Source organism: Vibrio sp. 1CM23M (assembly GCF_023161755.1).
GTDB classification, from domain to species: Bacteria; Pseudomonadota; Gammaproteobacteria; order Enterobacterales; family Vibrionaceae; genus Vibrio; species Vibrio coralliirubri.
The window spans coordinates 594,559-618,374 of sequence record NZ_JALNTR010000001.1 but is presented as its reverse complement, the minus strand read 5'-3'; the positions used below and the strand labels follow the sequence as shown (position 1 = coordinate 618,374).

Sequence of the window (23,816 nt, the reverse complement as noted above, 5' to 3'; positions counted from 1 at the left end):
AGAGCAGACTAGAGCTTAGGTTCGGGATATGAGCTTATTCTTTTTACACTGCTTAAACTCTTTGGCGATCCACGATTGCTCGTTTAAACCATTGTCGATTAGAGCAAAAAGGTAGCCATCGACTTTGCCTGACGCCGCAGGATATTCTTGAAAAGCGTGCTTAGTGTAGCCGGGGTAATCCGTCTCGTATTGAGCGTCTAACTGCTTACCGAGTTGACGCCATTTTACGAATAACTCAGAAGAAGATGTCTCAACCTTATATTGACCCAAAATACGTTGGTGATGAGTTAACGCCACTTTAGCGCAGTGGTTGGTCTGTACGACTTTTTGTATCAATTCAACTTGTTCTTCACTCATGGTTTTCGCCAGTACATTCTCTTGTTCGATGCGCGCCATTCGCTCACCAAACGTTTCAGCATGGGTGGAAAACACAAAAGTAAGCGGTAAAGCCGATACCAAAAGGCGCTTGTAGAACATAACCAGACTCGTTAAAAGGATTCGCGGCTATTATGCCGCCCGCCGGCAATATTATTAATGAATATAAACGTTTAATTGTAAGAATTATTTTTATCGAGTAGATAAATAGATGACTTTGGGGTTGTTGTATTCAGGCTCTGAATGTTGGGTTAGTGAGTCTGAAATTTGATGAGGGATCCGTTACGAATTAATGACCTTGATGCCTTTGTCTTGAAGCTCATCAATCACACTACTCGAAAGATCAATATCGGTGATCACACCATCAAGCGCACTTAAATCTAAGGCGTGGAAAGTAGCGATACGTCCGTATTTGGTTGAGTCTGAAATCAGATAGTTTGAATGAGCTGCTTGAACAATGGCTTGTTTGACTAACACCTTATTTTCACAAGGTGTCGAGAGCCCTTTTAGATTCCAAGATGAAGATGAGATAAACGCAATATCAATATTCATCCCTGCCAAGAACTCAGCTACTTTGCCCCCAATACTTGATTGATTTTCACGGTCAATCTTGCCACCAGTATGGTAAATCTCAGATTGTGTGCTGTTCATTAGGTACGCGGCAATCGCGAAGTCATTGGTGATGATAAGCAGATCATCTCGCCCTGCAAGTTGGTGGGCGATCTCCAAAGAGGTTGTTCCAGCGTCTAGGTAGATAGTCGAATACTCAGGAACCAATTGAGCAGCTAGTTGACCTATTTGAGCTTTTTCGCTTGCTTGCTGTTCTACCTTTATGTCGTGTGACAATTCGCTGTGAAGTGCTTTAGTCAGTTGAACGCCACCCGAAACTGAAATCACTTTCCCTGATGTCTCTAGCTTTACGATATCTCGACGAATGGTCATATGAGACACCTCTAAGTGCTCAACAAGCTCAGAAATACTGATCACTTCTTGGTGTGATAATAGTGACAAAATGGTTCTCTGACGTTCCGCTGGAATCATGATTCTTCTTCTATGTTCTTATTTTTCATCATCCTATCAATCTTTAGCTGTTTTGTGAATATCTGTGAATATCTGTTGTGGAATAGCAATTAGAACTGTGATTTCTGCCGAAATTACCCTTATCTAATGCCTCTAAAGGGTTAAATTACTCAGGCGTGTTAACTTTTGTTAAAAGTGTGACTTGTCACTAAGTCGCATTCGATTGCTTCACATATAATCACAAACATAAACAAGAATTAACAAATCTAGAATTCAATAATTACGTGAAAGGCATCTTGCTATGAATGAAGTTCAATCTGTTGGTGTTATCGGTTTAGGTTCTATGGGCATGGGCGCAGCGAAGTCATGCGTGCGTGCAGGCCTTGATGTATATGGTTTCGATTTGAATCCGCAAGCGCTTGAAACCTTGGGTGAATATGGCGCAAAAGCGGTCTCTACAAGCGCGGTTGAGTTTGCCGACAAACTTGATTCAGTTTTGGTATTGGTTGTGAATGCAGCTCAAGTTAACACGGTACTGTTTAAGACTGGTCTTGCGGCGGCACTAAGACCTAACACGCCAGTTATGGTCTCGGCAACGATCTCAGCAGAAGACGCGAAACAAATCGAAGCTCAGCTTGCTGAATATGATCTTGTGATGCTGGATGCTCCAGTATCCGGCGGTGCAGTAAAAGCAGAAGCGGGTGAAATGACCATCATGGCTTCAGGTTCGACAAGTACATTCGAAGTATTGGCTCCGGTACTTGATGCAACTGCAGCTAAAGTCTACAACATCGGTGAGACCATTGGCCTTGGTGCGACCGTTAAGATTATCCACCAGTTACTAGCAGGTGTTCATATTGCTGCGGGCGCTGAAGCGATGGCACTAGCCGCACGCGCAAACATTCCGCTTGATTTGATGTACGACGTTGTTACGAATGCAGCGGGCAACTCTTGGATGTTCGAGAACCGCATGAAGCACGTAGTCGATGGTGATTACTCTCCAAAATCTATGGTTGATATCTTTGTGAAGGATTTGAACTTGGTATCAGATACCGCTCAAGACCTGAAATTCCCACTCCCATTATCAAGTGCAGCACTGAACATGTTCGTTAGCGCGAGTAATGCTGGATTTGGTCAAGAAGACGACAGTGCAGTGATAAAAGTCTTCCAAGGTATTGACCTACCGGGTGTAAACACGTCAAAGGCGGAGAAATAATCATGTTATTAGGTGTTATTGCAGACGACTTTACAGGTGCTACAGACATTGCTGGTTTCTTGGTTGAAAACGGTATGCGCACTGTTCAATTGAATGGGATTCCAACGGGAGAGTTTGACACATCAGCAGATGCTGTAGTGATCAGCCTTAAATCTCGCTCTTGCCCAGTTGACGAAGCGGTGACGGATTCGGTTACTGCGCTTAAATGGCTTCAATCTCAAGGCTGCCAACAGTTTTACTTTAAATACTGCTCAACGTTCGACAGTACCGCTGAGGGCAATATTGGTCCCGTAACAGATGCACTTTTGGCGGAACTTGGAGAATCTTTCACTATGGTTTGCCCTGCATTGCCAGTAAATGGTCGCACGGTTTATAACGGTCATTTGTTTGTTTTTGGTGAGTTGCTCAGTGATTCAGGTATGCGTAATCACCCTGTTACACCAATGACGGATTCAAGTGTGGTTCGAATGATGGACGCACAATCAGAAGGTGTTTCCGGTTTAGTTAACTTTCAAACGATTGAACAGGGCGCTGATGCGGTTACCGCTCGTTTTAACGAACTCAAAGCTCAAGGTAGTCGCTACGCCGTGGTAGACGCATTTAATGCAGAGCACTTGGTGACGTTAGGTCAAGCGGCTAAATCTCTGAAACTAATCACAGGTGGCTCAGGCCTAGCTGCTGGTATCGCTAAAAATTGGACAGAACATCTTGCTGACCAAAGTGATGCAAAACATGCCGGTAGCCCAGTCAAAGCACCAACCGTTGTGTTCTCTGGTTCTTGTTCAGTGATGACTAACCAACAAGTTGCGGTATATAAGCAGCTTGCTCCTCACTTTGCTATCGATGTGAAGGCTTGCTTAACCAATGATCAATACGCCAATGAAGTGTTCGATTGGGTGATGACCAATAACCAAGGCGAGTTTGCTCCTTTGGTTTATGCAACCGCAGATGCTGCCGCACTAAAAGCAATTCAAGAAGAATACGGCGCACAAGCTTCAAGCCACGCCGTTGAACAATTTTTTAGTCAACTCGCTATCAAACTACAACAACATGGCGTGAAAAACTTCATCGTTGCTGGTGGTGAAACATCAGGCGTCGTGACGCAAAGCCTAGCCGTGAAAGGTTTTCATATTGGTCCTCAAATCGCACCAGGTGTGCCTTGGGTTAAATCGGTCGAAGGTGAGCTATCACTAGCGCTAAAATCGGGCAATTTTGGTGACGAAAACTTCTTCGCTAAAGCTCAATCATTCTTTTCATAAGCGAGATTCAAATGAGTAAAGTTTTGATGAACGAGCAGCAGTTAAGAGAGCAAATGGTCACGCTCGCTCGTTCAATGTTCGAACGAGGTTACGCCACTGGTGGTGCAGGTAACCTGTCTATCAAATTACCTAATGGGCATTTTCTAGCAACACCAACAGGCTCTTCATTTGGTCGCCTTGTCGCTGAGGAATTGTCGGTTGTTGATATCGATGGCAACCACATCTCAGGTAAGAAGCCTTCTAAAGAAGCGGCATTCCACCTAGCGATTTATAGAAATAATGCGGAGTGCAATGCGATTGTACACCTGCACTCTACATACCTAACTGCACTATCTTGCCTTGAAGGGTTGGATCGTAACAACGCGATTAAGGCTTTCACACCGTATTTCGTGATGCGAATTGGCGAGTTACCAGTCATTCCTTACCTACGTCCGGGTGACCCGCAAATCGCTGAAGAGTTGGCAAAACGAGCAGGTGATTATCGAGCATTTTTGTTAGCAAACCACGGCCCAGTAGTAACAGGCACTGACTTTGTTGATGCCGTTGATAACGCTGAAGAGCTAGAAGAGACCGCCAAATTAGCATTCTTATTGAAAGGGAATGATATCCGTTACCTAACGGACGAAGAAGTGATGGATTTAAAAGGGAGAGGCAAATAATGGCTAAGTTCGCAGCAAACTTAACGATGTTATTCACAGAAGTACCATTTTTAGAGCGCTTTGAAAAAGCACATCAAGCCGGTTTCAAAGCAGTTGAATACCTATTCCCTTATGCATTTGAGGCCGAAGAGCTTGCCGAAAAAATGCAAAAATTTGGCTTTGAACAGGCTCTGTTCAACATGCCTCCGGGTGATTGGGACGCAGGTGAACGAGGCTTCGCAGCGATTCCTGGCCGTGAAGAAGAGTTTAAAGCCAGCGTTGATACGGCACTTATGTACGCTAAAGCGCTGAACTGCAAGAAAGTTCACGCGATGTCAGGTCTACATGATGCGAAGTTCACGAGACAGCAACACGTTGAAACCTTTATCTCAAATATTCGTTTTGCCGCAGATAAGTTTGCTGAGCAAAACATCGAATTGATGATTGAACCGCTGAATAGCCGTGATGTTCCTAATTACTTCGTTGCTCACCAACGTGATGCTGTCGAACTGATTAAGTTGGTCGATAGGCCAAATGTGAAGCTGCAACTCGACCTTTATCACGCGCAAATCATGGATGGTGATTTAAGTACTTTGATTCGTGAAGTGGCTGCTTATATCGGTCATATCCAAATTGCTTCTGTACCAGAAAGGCATGAACCATCGGAAGGCGAACTGAATTACCCACATCTATTTAATGTTCTGGATGATTCAGGTTACCTAGGTTGGATTGGTTGTGAATATAACCCAAGAGGCACGACAGAAGAAGGGCTTAGCTGGGTAAAAAGTTATTTATAGCGCGGTGTGAATGGCGTTTATATGTAACGAACCATAAAAGTAAAAACTGATTTAGATAATACGGCTTACAGGTAAGCCAACACATAACGATAAAGTGCAATAGGTGATCCCGATATTACCTATATGCACCACCCTACAATTTTCATAAAAATGAAGAAAGAGACAAAAGGAATATAAAAATGGATGGAGCACTGATAGGCATCGTAATTGGCATCTTAGCCATGATGGGTATGATCATTAAAACGAGAATCCCAGTCGCACTTGCTATGGTTATTGCAAGTATCATCATGGGTCTTTTTGCGGGTATGGCGCCAACAGAGTTGATTGATGCAATTAAAGCAGGTTTTGGTGGCGTGCTTGGTGGCATTGGTTTGATCATCGCATTCGGCGTTATCATGGGCGCGTGTTTTGAACGCTCTGGAGCCGCTGTTCGAATGGCAAAAACGTTTGTAAAGCTGTGTGGTAAAGGTCGTGAAGACTTAGCACTAGGTTTTACAGGGGTGCTTGTCGCTATCCCAGTTTTCTGTGACTCTGCGTACATCATTTTGCATTCTCTTGTTCGCGCAATTTCACGTGATACGGGTAAGTCAGCGGTTGGCCTTGGTGTAACTCTAGCGCTTGGCTTGCTTATCACTCACGCCCTTGTGCCACCAACACCGGGTCCAGTTGCTGTGGCTGGAATTCTGGGTGTAGATCTAGGTGAATACATGTTATGGGGTTTGATGGTTTCTATCCCTATGATGCTTCTTTCTATGATTTATATTCGCCGAGTAGGTAACGAGTACTACCGCGTACCAAACGGAGAGACATGGATTACTAACCAAGCTGATTGGGCAAACCTTGAGAAAGTAAAAGAAACAGATGACAGAGAGCTACCAAGTAACTTTTTATCATTCGGTCCAATTCTGCTGCCAATCGCATTCATCCTAATCAACACGCTTGTTGGTCAAGGTGACACTGCAATGCACAACGTTATTTCGTTGATTGGTAACCCAGTGGTTGCTGTTGGTATCGGTGTTCTTATGGCGCTATACGGTCTTACTCGTCATATTGAGCGCAAAGACATGGTTAGCTCTATGGATGATGCTCTGTCTACTACAGGTCTAATTCTTGTGGTAACTGGCTGTGGTGGCGCAATGGGTGCAGTACTTAAAGCATCAGGTGCTGGTCCTCAAGTAGCCGAAGCTATCGCGAGCAGCGGTATTCCACCTCTACTTGTACCACTAGCAATTGCTTCAATGCTTCGTCTAATCCAAGGTTCAGCAACGGCATCAATGATGGTTGCAGCAACGATGACACTGCCTCTAGTCGAAACGTTAGGTCTAGACCCAGTATTCGTAGCACTTGCATGTGCGGTAGGTCCGGTTGGCTTCTCTCATTTGAACGATTCATACTTCCACATCATCAACCGTACGTTAGGTATTACTGAACTAGCTGACCAAATTAAGATCTGGTCTGTGTCTTCAACCATCGCATGGGCGATTGGTGCAAGCATCATCATGATTCTAAACTTAGTGTTTGGTAAAGGCGGTACGTTGATCGACCCACTTATTCCAATTGCGGTCCTAGGCGCTGTATTTGTATGGCTAAAAAGCAAAGAGAAATCACAAGTAAAGACAGCCGTTACTAACTAATACTACTTACCTTTATATACTGCCCCTATTAAGTGATTAGCTTGCTGATCTTCAATAGGGGCATTTTTGGATCGGGCACTCATCAAAACTAATTTTTTTTTGGATCTCTCAGTATGAAAATTGTTATTGCACCAGACTCGTTTAAAGAATCCTTATCGGCGGTATCGGTGGCGGCGTGTATTGAAAAGGGCTTTCGTGAAATCTTCCCTGATGCTGAATTCGTGACCTTGCCTTTAGCCGATGGTGGCGAAGGTACGGTAGATGTATTGCTACAAGGTTTAGCCGGACAAAAGCGAACACATCAAGTTGAAGGGCCATTGGGCGAATTGGTTAATGCTGAATGGGCGATGTTAGAACCGTCAGTTCAGAGCTCCAAGAGAACGGCTTTGATAGAGATAGCTGCTGCATCGGGTTTGGACTTGTTGAAACCAGAGCAGCGCGATCCATTGGTGGCTTCTTCATTTGGTACTGGGCAATTGATTTTGGAAGCGATAGAGCAGGGCGCTCAAACGATTATTCTTGGATTGGGTGGCAGTGCGACCAATGATGGTGGTGTGGGTATTGTTCAAGCTCTAGGTGGTCGATTGCTGGATGACAAAGGGGAAGATAGCATTGGGCAAGAACTGAGCAGGGGCGGTGCTGCACTAGCGGATTTAGCATCGATTGATCTTACTGGTTTAGATTCACGCTGTGCTGATATTGAGTTAATTGTGGCGTGCGATGTCGATAATCCGTTGTGTGGTGACAACGGTGCTAGCCATATATTCGGGCCACAAAAAGGGGCGACTCCTGACCAAGTATTGATGCTTGATAAGGCGCTTGAGAATTTTGCTCAAGTTGCTGAATCTCAAGGTTGTACTCATGGTGGTGACCCTGTTCACAAGCGCACGGGTTATGGTGCGGCTGGTGGTGCTCCAATGGGGCTTGGATTGTTGTTTAGCATGCAGATCAAACCGGGTATTGAGATGGTGCTTGATGTTTTGCAAGCCGATGAAGTATTGAAAGGTGCAGATCTTGTAATTACCGGTGAAGGGCAAATGGATAATCAAACTCTGCAAGGAAAAACACCTTACGGCATTGCTAAACGTGCGAGCTTACAGGGTATTCCGACCATAGGGATTGCAGGTTCTTTAGGTACAGAAGTCGAAGCCTTGTATGGTGAAATGAGCAGCTTGTTCGGGACGGTAAGATCACCTCAAACTTTAGAAAAAGTACTACAAGAGGCTGATATCAACTTGACGAGAACGGCAAGAAATATTGCAGCGACTTTACGGTTAGGTCACAAAATATCGCAAAAATAGCGAGTTTTGATAGAACACGATCTATCATGGGATTAACTTGTAACACCATGTAACCTGTTGATTGTTATGTTGTAAATATTACTGTCAATATTGAATGATTATGATTATGATTATGATTTAGATCATTCAATTGATAGGTTTTGTCCATGATAACGATAATTACAAACGATTATATTTTACTTTGATTCAAGCTTATTCTATATCCTTAGTTACTGCGTGGTTTTGTGTGATGAATAACTACCATACAGAAGTGGCGGTGCAACAAAGATGCTGCACCTAAAAGGTAATAAGGAATTGATGATGAGTAAAAAACTAACTACAGCTGCGGGTTGTCCTGTTGCTCATAACCAGAATGTTCAAACTGCGGGCAAACGTGGTCCACAACTTCTTCAAGACGTTTGGTTTTTGGAGAAATTGGCCCATTTTGATCGTGAAGTGATTCCAGAGCGTCGTATGCACGCGAAAGGCTCAGGTGCTTACGGCACATTTACCGTTACACACGACATCACAAAATACACCAAGGCAAAATTGTTCTCTGAAGTAGGTAAAAAAACCGACTTGTTTGCACGCTTCACAACAGTAGCGGGTGAGCGTGGTGCTGCCGATGCTGAGCGTGATATCCGTGGCTTTGCATTGAAGTTTTATACTGAAGAAGGCAACTGGGATATGGTGGGTAACAACACGCCAGTATTCTTCCTTCGTGATCCTCTTAAGTTTCCTGACTTAAACCACGCGGTGAAACGTGACCCACGCACCAACATGCGTAGCGCGAAAAACAACTGGGATTTCTGGACTTCTCTTCCGGAAGCTCTGCACCAAATTACTATCGTAATGAGTGACCGTGGTATCCCTGCCACTTACCGACACATGCACGGTTTTGGTAGCCACACGTTCAGCTTCATCAACGCTGATAACGAACGTTTTTGGGTGAAATTCCACTTCAAATCTCAGCAAGGTATTAAGAACCTTTCTGATGCAGAAGCGGCACAAGTGATCGGTGATGATCGCGAAAGCCACCAACGTGATTTGCTAGACAGCATCGATAACCAAGATTTCCCGAAATGGACGTTGAAAGTTCAAGTGATGCCAGAAGCGGATGCAGCGAAGGTTCCATACAACCCGTTCGATTTGACTAAGATCTGGCCTCATGCAGATTACCCGTTGATTGAAGTGGGTGAGTTTGAATTGAACCGCAACCCACAAAACTTCTTCGCTGAAGTTGAGCAGTCGGCATTCAACCCTGCGAACGTGGTTCCAGGTATCAGCTTCTCGCCAGACAAGATGCTACAAGGTCGTTTGTTTGCTTACGGTGATGCACAACGTTACCGTTTGGGTGTTAACCATCAGCACATTCCAGTGAACGCGCCTCGTTGCCCAGTACACAGCTACCACCGTGATGGTGCGATGCGTGTTGATGGTAACTTCGGTGGCACACTAGGTTATGAGCCAAACAACGAAGGTCAGTGGGCAGAGCAGCCAGATTTCGCTGAACCAGCATTGAACCTAGATGGTGCTGCAGCGCACTGGGATCACCGCGAAGATGAAGATTACTTCTCACAACCGGGTGATCTGTTCCGTCTGATGACGCCAGAGAAGCAAGCGATTCTGTTTGATAACACTGCTCGTAACCTAGGCGGCGTACCAAAAGAGATTCAATTGCGTCACCTAAGACACTGTTACAAAGCCGACCCTGCATACGGTGAAGGCATTGGTAAACTGCTTGAAATCGATGTGAGCGAATTTAAGTCGTAATCAATCATCTTGATTCGTTAATTGAAAGGCCGTTGAGTGAATTACTCGATGGCCTTTTTTGATCTCGCTGAATATCAAGCAACCCTAAATCATTGAAAAATTAAACAATCCACATTGATAGTTTTTACCTATCGAATTGATAAATCAATCCCATTATCTTTGTAAGAGTGATCGGATTATTCTACGACTATCAGTTTATAAAGTAGAAGAGTTTGAGATGAATAAGAGCGCATTAATCGTTGAAGGTGGAGCAATGAGAGGCATTTTTGCTGCCGGAGTTTTAGACGCCTTTATGCAAGACGATTTCCGTCCTTATGACTTTGCCATCGGCGTATCTGCAGGTGTGTCGAATCTGGTTGGCTACTTATCTCATGCACCAAAACGCAGTTATGATGTGATCACCACGATGGCGACGGATAAGACCTTCTTTAATCCTACTCGCTTTGCCAAAGGTGGTAATTTAGTGGACGTGAAATGGTTATGGAACGAATCCAATCAGCGTTATCCGCTCGATTGTGGTGAGCTTTTTTCAAGTATCCCACTCATCGCTGCTGTAACAAACGTCGATACGGGCAGTGCAGACTACTACCATATTAAGCCAGAAAACCTTTCTAACGTGGTGGAAGCGACCACCGCTTTACCTATTGCTTACCGCGAGACACCGTGTTTCTCTGGCGGCTGTTATACCGATGGTGGTGTCGCGGATTCGATTCCGGTGCGCGAAGCATACCGTCGTGGTGCGCGAGACATTACGGTGATTCTTTCTCATCCTTTAAGTTACCGAATGAAGCCTCAAAAGCACCAATGGATGCTGAAGAAACTATTAAAGAAATTCCCAAATATTGCTGAATCGATGGCGGTGCGTGCCGACAATTATAATCAGTCTCTGGAGTTCATTCGTAACCCACCCAAAGATGCGACCATTAAAGTGATAGCGCCGCCAGAAGCGTTCGCAGTGAAGCGTTTAACTATGGATCAAAGTACTCTTAATGCAGGTTACGAGATGGGCATTAAAGCGGGTGAAGAGCACCTTGCCATTCGAAAAGGCGTGTATGGTTTAGACACCGAAGATTGCCATTTCTGCGTCTAGAAACGTTTTTAGGATACTGGATAAACGACAAAGCCACGCAGTTCACTTCAGAATAGCGTGGCTTTGTATTTGCAGAGCGAGTTTGTTTTTAACTCAATCTGCTATTAACTCAGTCTGCTATTAAACGAGTTCGTTGCCGCTAGTGTTGCCAGCAAAGAAAGCATCGACACTGGTGAGCGTTGTATTGGCGATGTTGAACAGAGCATCTTTGGTCAAGAAAGCTTGGTGACCTGTGAACAATACATTGTGACAAGCAGATAGGCGACGGAATACGTCATCGACAATCACATCGTTAGATTTGTCTTGGAAGAACAACTCCTTCTCGTTGTCGTAAACATCAAGGCCAAGCGCACCAATCTTACTCTGTTTAAGCGCTTCGATAGCAGCGGTTGAATCAAGCAGTTCACCACGGCTGGTGTTGACGATCATCACGCCATCTTTCATCTTCTCAAATGCCGTTGCATCCAATAAGTGGTAGTTCTCTTTACTCATAGGACAGTGCAGAGAAATCACATCAGACTCTTGGTAAAGCTCGTCGAGTTCAACGTATTTAGCGCCCAGTTCTTTTGCCAATGGGTTCGGGTACGGGTCGTAGCACAAGATGTTCATGCCTAAACCTTTCAGAATTCGCATTGTCGCTAGGCCAATCTTACCTGAACCAATCACACCAACGGTTTTAGCGTGGAAGTTAAAGCCTACTAAGCCTTCAAGAGAGAAGTTCGCATCACGAGTACGTTGGTATGCCTTGTGTAGTTTACGGTTCAAACACATCATCATGCCAACCGTGTGTTCTGCTACCGATTCTGGTGAGTAAGCCGGAACGCGAACCACTTGCAGGCCAAACTCTTTGGCTGCGTCTAGGTCTACTTTATCAAAGCCCGCACAGCGCATCGCGATCAGCTTGGTGCCGCCTTGACCAAGAATCTCTAACACGTCTCGCGATAGGTCATCGTTTACAAACGCACAAACCACTTCGTTGTCGTGCGCCATTTTTGCTGTTGTTGTAGTGAGTCGAAAATCGTGAAAATGAAACTCAGCGTTGAGTTCGCCTTTTGCCAATTCGAATGATTTCTCGTCGTATGATTTTGAGCTAAAAAAAGCAATGTTGAGCATGGCTTCCTCTCTTACCTAAAATATAAATAACCCACTGATTCATTCTCTGAAACGGGATTAAAACAAGGGCATGTTGACCTTTCGCGGTTAAGTTTTGTTCGAGATAAAATCGTTTTAATCGCGACGAGAGGTTTGCCGCCTAGTCATTCTAAGCAAAACCCTCTCAACAAAGAGTAAAACGATTTTAGCCGAACCCTTCGGGCAGTGTTTGTGGTTCCTTTCTACAGCGTTATCGAATTCTCATGTAGGCGAGCTACACGTCGAATTCTCTGCCTTGTATAAATAACCCACAAACGGCTGCAAAAATCAGCTCGATAGGTCAACATGCCCTACAACTCTGTTCAGTGTGCTAGAGTTTTTTTCTCTTGTCTATCACCATTAGTCACTGTAATTACTATGGTTATTTGGTCTTTTTCTTCACTTCTTGAACATTAAAAAATCACAGTACGAGGCAGCTTGCTTATAAGTTCATCAATATTGAATGGATCTTACTTTCGGGTGTTGAACATCTTCTTGGTCTCTTTCTCGGACCAGAAGTTAATGTTGAATTGTGCGTCGTCGCTAAGCTCTACTCGATGCCAATATTGAGGTGGGCTTGTGGCAAATTGTCCAGCTTCGATTGTGATAACACTTTCGGGTTCTGTCGCTTCTGCATCGGCAAAACCGTAGAAGGTGACCGTGCCTTCCATTACGCAGATCTGGCCGAATACGCCCTCAGCGGTATTGTGATGATTGAGAAGCGCAGCTGGTATGTTGTCTTTGGTGAAAAATGGAGTGGAACGTTGAATTTTCCAGTGTGACGGAATACGTAAATGACTCATATAAAACCTCTTCTCTAACTGTTCTTTGAAAGTTGTGCTTCTGTCTAACGGGTGGCGGTTGTTATTTACCAGTAGTTCTCACTACTGAATTGACCGGGCTTTCTGCGTAAGTGCTTTTCGAAACCTAAGCTGGTTAGTGCTTCACTTGTGTCGCGAACCATTTGCGGATTGCCGCAAAGGTAGAAAAAACTGCGGGTTTGATTGAAAGCGACAGACGCGGTTTGCTCAAGGTCGCCTCCAAGTAACAAGCTTGGGATTCGTCCGCGCAAAGTTCCGGTGACTGATTCTCTAGAAATAATTGGCACATATTGTAGTTTCCCTTGGAAGTGATGAACGAGTTGAGCGATACGGTCTCGATAAGTCAGGTCTTGTTCTGTTCTTACGGCATGAACCAGTACAAGGTTTTTGAACGAGGCGACTTTTTCAGATTCGGAGCCGTTTTGCTGTTGTATCTGCATGCTTTCGAGCATTGAGATAAAAGGCCCAACCGCGGTTCCGGTCGAAAGCATCCATAGATCGTCGGCGATCTCTGGGATCTCATCCAAGGTCATAAAGCCACTTGGGTCTTTGCCGACAAAGATGTCATCGCCCACCTTCAACTCATGAAGTTGAGGTGAAAGTTGACCGTTCTGATCCTTAATAATCAAAAACTCCAGATGTTGATGACCTTGTTCGTGCTCTGGTGCGTTTACCATCGAATAGGCGCGTCTTACGAACTCATCCTCACTGTTAAGCAAGCCAAGTTTCGTGAACTGCCCCGCCTGATAGTGAGAGACAGGAGCACTGACTTGAAGTGAGAACAGTTGATCTGTCCATTCCGTCTTGTTTAAAACTTTACCGGCTACCAAACCATGAGGAATATCTGTCATATCATCACCTTTACGTAGAGAAGTTATCTCATTAAGGATACTCAACTATTTACATTTTGGAGTTGCATGTACCATGCCAATAATGAGAATGCTTATCAATACTGCTTTTGTGGTGAAAATAATTTGAAATTGTGTCAAATGGACTTATTTAACTTTGAGTCTAAATGACATCATTGATATTTTTTGATGCTGATTTTGTTGATTAAGAACGATGAATTGGTCTTTAGATACAAGCAAAATTAGTGCAGTGGTTTGACCCCTAGGGTATTCAACTAATTACTAAAGAGAATATTTTGCAGATGAGTATAATGGCGGCTTTCGATCTCAATATAGCCGTGTTTTATGCTTGATAATCTTCGTATGGCCTTGAACGTATTGTTCGTGACCATCAATACCGCAATGACTGCGTTTACCGTGAGCTTCTTTGGCCTCATCAAATTGATTCTGCCAATCTCTGTTGTACAGAAGTCGTGTACTCGTTTAGCTAACTTCACATTTTGGTGCTGGGCTTCGCTCAACCTTTGGATGTTGAACGTGAACAACGACATCGAGTGGCAAGTCGAAGGCGGGGAAGATATCTCGACCAAACAGTGGTATTTGATGATGTCGAATCATCTGAGCTGGGCGGATATTGTTATTCTGTCTTCTATCTTGAAAGACAAGATGCCGATGACTAAGTTCTTCCTTAAGCATGAACTGCTGTATGTCCCTTTTGTTGGGTTGGCATGTTGGGGGCTAGATATGCCCTTCATGAGACGTCACTCTCGTGAGTTCTTGCTGCGTAACCCAGAGCGTCGTAATGATGACTTTGATGCAATCAACAAAGCGTGTACGAAGTTCAAGCTAGCGCCGACAACCTTGGTTAACTTCGTTGAAGGCACGCGTGCCAATCACGAGAAACTGGCGACCGCGAAAACACCTTACCGACACCTATTGAAGCCTAAAACTGGTGGTGTAGCATTTGCATTATCGGCAATGGGACCAATCTTAGATGGCATTGTTGATGTCACTCTGGCTTATCCAGAAAACCAGACTTCTCCGTTTGAAGACATGCTAAAAGGCAAAATGACCAAGGTCGTGGTGCGTATTAAATTGCATCCGATGGACGAGAACGTGAACGGCAATTACTTTGAAGACAAAGCGTTTAAGCGCCGTTTCCACAGTTGGTTGAATAGCACTTGGAAAGAGAAAGACGCCTATCTTGATACGGTTTATGGGGTTGATACGCTCTGTGAGGCTGAAACGATTGATGGGCTTGATGCTGTTCATAAGAAACAAGAGCAGTAAGCTCAAATCAAACAGATAGCATCAAAAAAGCCGACAGTTCACTGAACTGTCGGCTTTTTTATTGAATAGGTTTCATTGGTTTTGAACCGTGAAGTTAGTGCTTACTATGTTTTTAACTCTTTAAGGTGAAGACACTCAAAGAGAGTGTAAAGTTAAATTGCTTGATAAGCCTCGATGATGTGTTTTACTTGGCTCAGTTTGCCTTGCTTCTCTTGTCCTTGATGGATGCGCAAGTAGTGTTGCAATGTTTTGGCTTTGTATTGTTGTGATACCTTCACTTGTTCATCACAACTTGGTGTCCAGATCTTGTCACCGACGTTTGATATCTCGCTAATGGTTTGGTTCTTTTTAGCATCACCTTGGTTATTACTCACCAATAAAATCTCGTAATAACGACGGTTCTCTTCAATCAACACTTCATCAATAAGACCAAAATTGAGCGCCTTTAAATGGCTTCTTAGCTCGAATTGCTGATGCACCGGACAAAGCAAGAAATCGATCGCTTTGTCTGGGTGTTGACGATGAATATCATCAACGAGCTTTTGAGTAAGATCGCCACCGACGCCTGCAATAATCACCAGGTGTTTGCCAGTATGTTTCTCAAGTGGGATAGCGGCGACATCCATGCAGTAGACTTGCCATTGGCTGGTAACCGTTTGTTCGGCTTTATTACTTTGTGGAAAGTAGCGCGCTAGCTTTCCTTCAAGCTCACTCATCAAAGACGGGACAATATCGACAAAGTGAATCTGAGGCGCTTTATTATCCGACAACAGTTGAACACCCAAAAAGCCATGATCACAACAACAGTCCCAAATATGTTGGTAGTCATTGCTGACAAGGGAGTGGAGAGTTTGCAGTCGGTTACTTAGCTTCATAAGGTTCGCGTCGTTAGAAAAGGGATGTTGTCTTATCGAAGGCGCATTGTAATGACTTTCTAGAAAAACAAAAGCACCTAGGGTGTGAATCCTAGGTGCTTTGTAGTGGCTACAGAAATGTAAGTATAGGTTTACGATGCTTTGGCAACGGCTCTGATATGGCCTTCCACTCGGTTCTTACCAAGCTGTTGTGCGATAAGCTTTGCCTGTTCCGCCAGCGCTAAAGCTGAGTCTGTTTCACCCTCTATTTGCGAGTATCCCACGCTAACCCCTAGCGATAAGGTGATATCTGGAGTGACGATGGTTTTCTCCGCGATTCCGACTCTGCACTGGTCTAGCTGGAATTTTGCATCTTTCACATCATTGGCTTTGAACAATACCGCGAACTCCTTTCCTCCAACACGCGCCAAGCAAAGTCCTTTCGGCTTAGGGAAGTAATAACGTATCGATTCTGCAGTCAGCTTGATCATTTTGTCACCCACCGCTTCACCGTAGGCACGGTTTACGTGGTCGAAGTTATCGATATCAAGCAGAGCAACATAGGTATCGTGCTCGCTCGCGTAGTTTTCGATGGCGAGACTGAAACTGCTCTTATTGTCTAACTGCGTCATCAGGTCTTTGCTACTCAATTGATGTTGAAGCAGTAAGTTAGACAAAGAGACTTCAGTGTAATCACGGATCATTCGCAGAATACTCTGGCTGATCGGTAAGTTTGCGTTTACGTACAACACTGCGATCAACTGCTTACGAGAGTGTAAAGGAATGCAGTAATGACGTTGGTGTATTTTGAGTTTACACGCTAATGGGTCTGCGTACTTACCACTTCGGTAAGCCATGGTGTCCGGTGTAAATCGCTCTGCAAGGGCTTTGTCACAATGTACCGTTGATTTGTTTCCGTGATAGTCGATGGTACTGAATGAGTGGTTCTCAGGCTGATAGAGACAGAATTGAATGCCTTTTTGGTAGGTAAAGCTGTCCAGTATGGATTTTAACTCTCGCTTAAAGCTTACAAGGTCATCGACTTTATTCAGTTGTGACAAGGACACGTTCAAACGATAAGCCAAATAGTTTGCGCCAATCCACAATAGAAGCAGTGAACCAAGTACCAAGCCAGTTAGTGTAAATTGGTGTGAGCTGGTTAAGATATCGTGGCGATCGGTACCTGCGATGAATACCCAATTCAAGCTGTTGTCAGCGTCAAACACCGATATTTTGAAGTTATCTTGATAGTAATATTCGTGCTTACCAACGGTTTCACCTTGTGAGAGTTGATGGCTGATACCTGCGTGATAGCTGACTGATTTAGTTCCGATACGTTTTGGATCTGGGTGGAAGACCAGTCGTTCTGTTGCTCGGTCAACCACAAACACATAGCCGTGATTAAGCGTTTTTAAGTCTCTTAAGCCTTGTGTGGTGTGTAGAAGGTCAAACTCAATCCATATTTCTTCATTCAATTTTTCCGCCGTGTGTTTAACTGCGAATACCCAACGACCATCTGCTTTTTGGTAAATCGAAGAGATGTAGAAATCTTCAACCACACTGTCTATTGAGTTCCATTTTATGGAGTCGATTTGTTCATGGGAAAGAGGCAATCCACGACTTGATATATATTGTTGGGATTGTGGTTGGTAACGAACGATATCGGAGAAGTTTGGTGTTCTTTTTAGAATATTATCACTCAACTCTCTGAATTTTTTATCACCGACTGGAGCCGTTTTAGGTAAGCCTAAACTGGTTTCTAAAAAATAGAGTTTGCCGAATGTGGCTTCGATGTTGGAACGAATGGTAGAGCTTGCGATACGAATGTTTGATGATGATTGTTCTGTTGCTGTTGTTTCTACTTTTTCAAGCTGAGCCACAGCAAGATAGAGCATCCCTCCAGTTAATAAAATAATGTATGGTTTAAAAAGCCGAATTAATGTTTTAGGTAAAGCCATGATATCCAAAGACGTTATAGATTCATTTTTATAGTACGGCAATACTAAACAGTTTCATTAACCACATCAATGCAAATGATTCCATATGGATAAATGAGTTTTGTGATATTCAGCTAACAAAAAAGCCAGCTATAAATATAACTGGCTTCTATGGTTTTCGGTGTTTTATTAAGCTGACTTAGCTTTTACTTTAATCAAATCAGTCTTCTCTGGTGAGTAGTGCAAAATTGCCATCGAAGTGGGCGATAACAACATTTCACCTTCTGCATGACCTGGTTTGACGTTTCGCGAGTTGGTATCACAGATGGTTACCCAGTTTTGTTCACGATCATTAGGTAACGAGAAACGTGCTGGCGCATTGGTTTGGTTGATCAGATAAATCAACTCGTCGCCATTTTTACCAATACCTAAATGCAAAGCTACTGAGCTTAAGCGGTTCCAATCATCATGTTCCATAAGTGTGCCATCGACACGGCTCCAGAAGATGCGGTTAGAGTTACGCTTTTCGCCACTGAATGCCTTAATAAACGGCACCATGTATTGCTGACGAGCAGAGATCATTTCAGATAACCAAGTCTTGAAGTAAGTCTTGCGCTCTGAATCTTCCCAGTTAAGCCAGCTGGTCACGCCATCTTGGCAGTAAGCGTTGTTGTTACCTTTTTGAGTATGAGATAACACATCGGCCGTCAAAATATGGGGAATACCAAAAGCAAACAGCAGGCTCGCCATGAAGTTGCGTTTCTGCTTTTCACGTGTCGCGATAACTAACAGGTTTTCGGTTTCACCTTCAACACCGTAGTTTTCAGAGCGGTTGTCGCCGTGTCCATCGCGGTTGTTCTCACCATTCTCTTCATTATGCTTGTGCTTGTAAGAAACCAGATCCTGCATGGTGAAGCCATCATGGTAAGTGATGTAGTTGACGGTTAATTTGTACGGCCAATGCGCTGCACTGTAGATATCGCGTGACCCCATCAAACGGGTTGCAAACTCTTTCAGATAGCCTTGATCACCGCGCCAGAAGCTACGTGTGATGTCTCGTAGTTTGTCGTTACACTCATTCCAGCCTAGCGGGAAATTACCCACTTGGTAGCCATTCGGGCCGATGTCCCAAGGTTCTGCAATCAACTTTGTTTCTTTAAGTACAGGGTCTTGAGCCACAGCTTTAAAGAATGCAGCCTCAGGGTTGTAGTTATCACCCTCGCGTCCTAACGTTGCTGCTAGGTCAAAGCGGAATCCGTCGACTTGGAACTCACTCACCCAGTAGCGAAGCGTATCCATCACTAAGTTGAGTGCAGGCTGGTGGGTGAGATCAACGGTGTTACCACAACCCGTAAAGTTTGCGTAATGGCAGCCATGTTTAATGTAGTAGCGGCTATCTAGCGCTTTGAGGTTGAAGGTTGTACCACCTTCGCCACCCTCTGCCGTGTGGTTGTACACCACGTCTAGAATGACTTCGATGCCATTTCGGTGAAGTTCACGAATTGCGATTTTGAGTTCATTAACGGCGTCTTTTTCTGCGTAGCGTGGGTCTGGCACCATGAACAAGTATGGGTTGTAACCCCAATAGTTCACTTTATCCATGTCCAAGAGATGAGGTTCATGCATACACGCAGCAACGGGTAGAAGCTGTAGAGAGTTGATATTTTGTTGTTTGTAGAACGCAAGCATTTCAGGGCTCACTAACCCTAAGTAACGACCTTTAGTATTGGCTGCTACTTCTGGGTGGAGTTGAGATAGACCTTTTACATGCGTTTCAAAAAGAACGGTATCTTCGCGACTAATGCGTGGCTTCTCTACGCCTTGCCAATCGAAGGTGTCATCAACAACGACACATTTCGCCATCGCAAAGCTTTTTTCATTGGTATATGGCGTGACGTAATCGAGCGGTTCGCTTATTGCTTTGGCATATGGGTCTGAAAGCAGGATAGGGCCATTGTCCGTTTCTGCAATGAAACCGTATTTTTGTCCCGCTTTAATACCATCAATAAAGACATATCTGATATCAGCGTATTCATTTTCTAATTTATAAGTGGTGAATTCGTCGTTCTCGTCAAAAAGAGCGAGAGAGAGTGATTTACAGTCAGGAGAATAAATTGAAAAGTTACAGCCAGTGTTACCTAGCGTTGCGCCTAGTGGATAAGGGCGAGCGAGCGTTCTAGTCATTGCTTGATTTCTTGTTCGTTTATCGACATCAGTGAACTATAAGTAAAAAGCTTTGTCACAGTAAGGTCAAGCAACTTCACAGAATAATTATTGTTAAAAAAATAATTTACCGATTAGGTTCAAATTATATATTTGAAGTAGATCCCACTTATATTGAATAATTAGATCTGTGTGCTGTCTACTCCTCCTAGATTAAGTGATCTAACTCCTGTAAACACCGTTCTGTATAAATTCTACTCCCTTCTCATCCCCCTTAATTTAGTTCAGGGCGGAGGAAGTCAAACTTGTCATCCCCTCTTAATATTGGCTCCGTTGAAACGAATCAGGGGAAACCCTAAACCTCTCTATCTTACGTCCGCCATAACTGCCTTTGGTTGTCGCAAGAGAGCAAAAATATAAAACCTAAAAATAAATCGTCCTTAATGGAGTTAAGAATGAAAAAAGTAAGTTTGATTGCTGCAGCGGTGACTACTGCACTTATGGCTGGTTCTGTATATGCAGAAGAAGTAGCTCTTGATGTAACAAGTGGTGATGAAGCAATGGAAGTTGAGGTTAAAAACCCAACGGAAGTTATTGCTGATGGTTGGGAAGTTCACGGTTACATGTCTTCTAACGTACGTGTTGTAGATGGTAAAACAGTCGATACTGAATTTGGTAAGCCAGATTACAAAACTGCGGGTACACATGGTAAGAGCACTAACCAAGTTGAATTCGTAATTAAGAAGCACTCTGAATACCAAAATGGTGTTTGGGCTGACTACGTTCTACGTACTGAATATGGTAATGGTAACTCTTACGCATACTCTTCTGAAGGTGGACAGAAGCAGAATACTGACTCTCAGTTTGAAGTAAAAGAGGCCTTTGTTGAACTAGGTGGCGTTCTTGGAGAAGACACATCAATTTGGGCTGGTCAACGTTACCTAAATCGTGCTGCAGGTATCTTGTCTGGTGAGTTCTGGAAACAATCATCAGGTGTTGGTGCTGGTATCCAAACTAAGTTAGGCGGAAATACTGCAGGTATTGCATACACGATGGCTGATACAAATGATTCCATCAATAATGGTACTGACCGTGCAACACTTTCTTCTCTTGACCTCTACTATTACGGTGTTGACGCAGGTATCGGTTCATTAGATTTTGATTTGAAATACGGCCAACAAGCTCTTGACGGAGAAAATGACGACGGCTTCGGTGCGTCTGTGACTCTTAATACTAGCTACTACGGCTTAGATGGTTGGACTCAAAACGCAATTGCATACGGTACAGGTGTAATGCAAAACCGTGGCGTGAACTTCGGTAACTGGTCAGGCGGTAATGATGATGCTGAGTCTCTATTCTTGACTTCTTACGGTGTCTTAAATATCTCAGAAAGATGGCAGCTAGGTACAGAAGCGACATATATCACAGCTCTTGATGAACTTTGGGGCGCTGAAGGCCTAACACGTTATATTGTTGCAGCTCGTCCTTCTTACAAGCTTAACGACAATATTCGTTTAGAGGCGACAGCTTCTTACGCACACGAAGAAGGTGATGAAGGTTACTGGGGGCGCACCGGTGATGATGTGGAAAGTGATATTCTTAACCTAGAAATTGCCACAGCATTCACAGCAAACTCAGACTACTTTGGTCGCCCACAAGTAAAACCTTATATCAGCTACATTAAAGCTGACGACGAAGCAAGTGCTAAGCAAATTGGTATCGAAAACGGTAAAGACCAATTTGTATTCGGTGTGCACACTGAAATTTGGTTCTAAACCATTTACAGTATAAGGCAGCCAATTGGCTGCCTTTTTCCGTTTTCCCCAAAACAACAACCAATAGTGAGAGAGATTAAAATGACAAATAAAAGCTCTATGTTAGCCGTGGTACTAGGTGCCTTGCTAAGCGGTTGTGCTTCAGATGCTCAAGTTCAAACTAAATTAGATGCCCCTACCAACGCAGAAGTATGTTGCAGCGATTTTTCTCAGTTCCCATACGCTCGATTAAATGACAATGAAGATTTAAAATTTGATATCGACCTGGGTTCACCTGTCGGTACATTTACGACCGGTAATAGCCACTTTGCAGCGTTCAAGTTCAGCGAGCGCTCTGGTGAGATGCTAGTTAAGCTCTCTAGTTTGATGATCGATGACTCTGTTTTCGCTCCAGAAGCTATGCTCCTTGATGAGAACTTTAAGCCAGTACAAACATTGAAGTTTGAAGACTTTAAGGTTCAGGCATCCGATGCGTTTACACGCACTAGTTACATTGAGCGCTTACGTGTTGATGCAAGTAAAACACCTTACATTATTATTTACACACCAGCTGATGAGTTAGGAAAAGCGATTAGAGTTGATCACCCTGCGAAAGTTCGTGCGAAAGAGTTTGGTGAAGTGATGCCTATGGTCACTGACCCTGTATACACCAATCAACTAGGTGGTCGTCTAGTATTAGAAGTTGAAACTCTAAAGCTTCGCCCTTACCGTGCTAAAGCTGCTGTAGTTCCAGTGGCTGCTGTTGCCGCACCTGCGGTAGCGACAACTAACAAAGCTGATACACAGATTCGCGTACAACAAGAGACAAAAGACTTCTATTTATCTGCTATACAAAATGCGGTTAAATCTGGTGATGTACCTAAAGCTTTAAGTTTGTTGGATGAAGCAAAAGCTCTCAATGTTGAAGGTGCACAAGAAGCCTTTGTACGAGCTGTCAACGCAAAATAGCTTAATAGCTTAATAGCTTAATAGATTAGTAGCCTTGTAGCTTAGATCGAACGCTCCTTTAAGGGGCGTTTTTTCTATCTGTATTCATATATTTCAGGTTTAGAGGTAGTTATGCAATCTGAATTGATTCTTATTGATGAGTTCCTAATCCCACAGCTTAATCGAACTCGCACACTTCGTATTTATCTTCCTGCGGGTTACCGACAATCAGAACAAGCTTATGCGGTCTTATACATGCACGATGGGCAGAATGTCTTTGAAGAGTCCACAGCGACATATGGGATGTGTTGGGATGCACGAACGACCCTTGATGAGATGCAGAGACTTGGTAAATTATCTGGGTTAATTGTCGTAGCAATCGACAGTAGTGATGAGCTTAATAAGATGGGGCGTTATAACGAGTATTCACCTTGGAAAGCACATCGAGACATAAAAGAAATGGGCATGGATGAAGAGTTACTTAAATTTGGTGGTAAAGGTGACGATTACATGGCTTTCATCTGTCAAACATTGAAGCCTTATATAGACCAAACATTAAGAACAAAGCCTAGCCGAGAGTTTACGTATCTTGCTGGTAGTTCGATGGGGGGATTAATCAGTTTGTACGGAGGCTCTCTATATCAGGATACCTTTGGCGGACTTGGGGTCTTCTCTCCAGCGTTTTGGTTCAATAAAACCTCATACTTCGAATATATGAAAGAGTTTAACTTTAGGTATCCAACAAAAATATATATGGATATGGGAACGGATGAAGCTCGCGAAGGCACAACAGTCGATTTCGCTGATGTATATCTAAGTGGTTCGCGAGAAATGAATAAGTTACTCGCTCAAAAACGGAACGTGACGCTGTTTTATCAAGAAGGTAAAGATCATAAGCATAATGAAGCGGCTTGGTCTCTGCGATTCCCTGACTTCATCGACTTTATTTTTAGACAATAAAAGAAGGCCTAATTCCATTCTCTTTCTA

Annotated in this window: 20 protein-coding genes; 12 read left to right on the top strand and 8 right to left on the bottom strand. The window is 43.8% G+C overall.

The window, feature by feature from the left end; translation table 11 throughout:
* Positions 1–15: 15 nt before the first annotated feature.
* Positions 16–477, bottom strand: a complete 462-nt coding sequence (locus MSG35_RS02520; RefSeq protein ID WP_248382695.1) for a hypothetical protein — start codon at positions 475–477, stop codon at positions 16–18.
* Between the two features lie 180 nt (positions 478–657).
* The gene (locus tag MSG35_RS02515; RefSeq protein WP_017072299.1) at positions 658–1,416 is read right to left on the bottom strand and encodes a DeoR/GlpR family DNA-binding transcription regulator; all 759 of its coding nucleotides are present in this window, start codon (positions 1,414–1,416) and stop codon (positions 658–660) included.
* Between the two features lie 280 nt (positions 1,417–1,696).
* Between MSG35_RS02515 and ltnD the strand changes: the two genes are divergently transcribed.
* From ltnD to MSG35_RS02475, 8 genes are all read left to right on the top strand, one after another.
* Entirely contained in the window at positions 1,697–2,611 is a 915-nt protein-coding gene (gene ltnD, locus MSG35_RS02510) for an L-threonate dehydrogenase (protein ID WP_248382694.1), read from the top strand.
* A gap of 2 nt (positions 2,612–2,613) precedes the next feature.
* Entirely contained in the window at positions 2,614–3,870 is a 1,257-nt protein-coding gene (otnK, locus tag MSG35_RS02505; protein ID WP_102442334.1) for a 3-oxo-tetronate kinase, read from the top strand.
* 11 nt (positions 3,871–3,881) lie between these two features.
* A complete protein-coding gene (locus MSG35_RS02500; protein ID WP_171349682.1) occupies positions 3,882–4,529 on the top strand; it encodes an aldolase in 648 nt (215 codons plus the stop codon).
* Positions 4,529–5,305 (top strand): 2-oxo-tetronate isomerase, encoded by a 777-nt coding sequence (otnI, locus tag MSG35_RS02495; protein WP_248382693.1) that lies wholly within the window; start codon positions 4,529–4,531, stop codon positions 5,303–5,305. The genes MSG35_RS02500 and otnI overlap by 1 nt, the downstream gene beginning before the upstream one ends.
* Before the next feature lie 179 nt (positions 5,306–5,484).
* Positions 5,485–6,939 carry a TRAP transporter large permease subunit gene (locus MSG35_RS02490; protein ID WP_050620404.1) on the top strand — a complete coding sequence of 485 codons (1,455 nt, stop codon included), beginning with the start codon at positions 5,485–5,487 and terminating at the stop codon, positions 6,937–6,939.
* 113 nt (positions 6,940–7,052) lie between these two features.
* On the top strand, positions 7,053–8,240 hold the full coding sequence (locus tag MSG35_RS02485) for a glycerate kinase (protein WP_248382692.1): 1,188 nt from the start codon (positions 7,053–7,055) through the stop codon (positions 8,238–8,240).
* Between the two features lie 300 nt (positions 8,241–8,540).
* Positions 8,541–9,992, top strand: a complete 1,452-nt coding sequence (locus MSG35_RS02480) for a catalase (RefSeq protein ID WP_048609850.1) — start codon at positions 8,541–8,543, stop codon at positions 9,990–9,992.
* 217 nt (positions 9,993–10,209) lie between these two features.
* Positions 10,210–11,082 carry a patatin family protein gene (locus MSG35_RS02475; protein ID WP_248382691.1) on the top strand — a complete coding sequence of 291 codons (873 nt, stop codon included), beginning with the start codon at positions 10,210–10,212 and terminating at the stop codon, positions 11,080–11,082.
* A 120-nt stretch (positions 11,083–11,202) separates the two neighbouring features.
* Here MSG35_RS02475 and MSG35_RS02470 read toward each other — a convergent pair whose 3' ends face one another.
* From MSG35_RS02470 to MSG35_RS02460, 3 genes are all read right to left on the bottom strand, one after another.
* Positions 11,203–12,195 (bottom strand): 2-hydroxyacid dehydrogenase, encoded by a 993-nt coding sequence (locus tag MSG35_RS02470; protein ID WP_248382690.1) that lies wholly within the window; start codon positions 12,193–12,195, stop codon positions 11,203–11,205.
* A gap of 488 nt (positions 12,196–12,683) precedes the next feature.
* The gene (locus MSG35_RS02465; RefSeq protein ID WP_009845875.1) at positions 12,684–13,016 is read right to left on the bottom strand and encodes a DUF1971 domain-containing protein; all 333 of its coding nucleotides are present in this window, start codon (positions 13,014–13,016) and stop codon (positions 12,684–12,686) included.
* Between the two features lie 65 nt (positions 13,017–13,081).
* A complete protein-coding gene (locus tag MSG35_RS02460) occupies positions 13,082–13,885 on the bottom strand; it encodes a ferredoxin--NADP reductase (protein WP_248382689.1) in 804 nt (267 codons plus the stop codon).
* Between the two features lie 342 nt (positions 13,886–14,227).
* On the opposite strand from MSG35_RS02460, the gene MSG35_RS02455 reads away from it, so the two are divergent.
* The gene (locus MSG35_RS02455; RefSeq protein ID WP_048614542.1) at positions 14,228–15,172 is read left to right on the top strand and encodes an acyltransferase; all 945 of its coding nucleotides are present in this window, start codon (positions 14,228–14,230) and stop codon (positions 15,170–15,172) included.
* 152 nt (positions 15,173–15,324) lie between these two features.
* Here MSG35_RS02455 and MSG35_RS02450 read toward each other — a convergent pair whose 3' ends face one another.
* The 3 genes from MSG35_RS02450 to glgX all read right to left on the bottom strand — a co-directional run bounded on the left by MSG35_RS02450 (position 15,325) and on the right by glgX (position 20,147).
* Complete coding sequence (locus tag MSG35_RS02450) at positions 15,325–16,047, bottom strand: tRNA (adenine(22)-N(1))-methyltransferase TrmK (protein ID WP_248382688.1); 723 nt, start codon at positions 16,045–16,047, stop codon at positions 15,325–15,327.
* Between the two features lie 131 nt (positions 16,048–16,178).
* Positions 16,179–17,921 (bottom strand): diguanylate cyclase, encoded by a 1,743-nt coding sequence (locus MSG35_RS02445; RefSeq protein WP_248382687.1) that lies wholly within the window; start codon positions 17,919–17,921, stop codon positions 16,179–16,181.
* 231 nt (positions 17,922–18,152) lie between these two features.
* Positions 18,153–20,147, bottom strand: coding sequence for a glycogen debranching protein GlgX (glgX, locus tag MSG35_RS02440; RefSeq protein ID WP_248382686.1), 1,995 nt, complete (start codon positions 20,145–20,147; stop codon positions 18,153–18,155).
* Positions 20,148–20,581: 434 nt separating this feature from the next.
* Between glgX and MSG35_RS02435 the strand changes: the two genes are divergently transcribed.
* The 3 genes from MSG35_RS02435 (at position 20,582) to MSG35_RS02425 (ending at position 23,788) form a co-directional block, all read left to right on the top strand.
* Positions 20,582–21,901, top strand: a complete 1,320-nt coding sequence (locus MSG35_RS02435) for a carbohydrate porin (RefSeq protein WP_248382685.1) — start codon at positions 20,582–20,584, stop codon at positions 21,899–21,901.
* A gap of 81 nt (positions 21,902–21,982) precedes the next feature.
* Entirely contained in the window at positions 21,983–22,849 is an 867-nt protein-coding gene (locus MSG35_RS02430; protein WP_248382684.1) for a MalM family protein, read from the top strand.
* Positions 22,850–22,960: 111 nt separating this feature from the next.
* A complete protein-coding gene (locus tag MSG35_RS02425) occupies positions 22,961–23,788 on the top strand; it encodes an alpha/beta hydrolase-fold protein (RefSeq protein WP_248382683.1) in 828 nt (275 codons plus the stop codon).
* Positions 23,789–23,816: the final 28 nt, after the last annotated feature.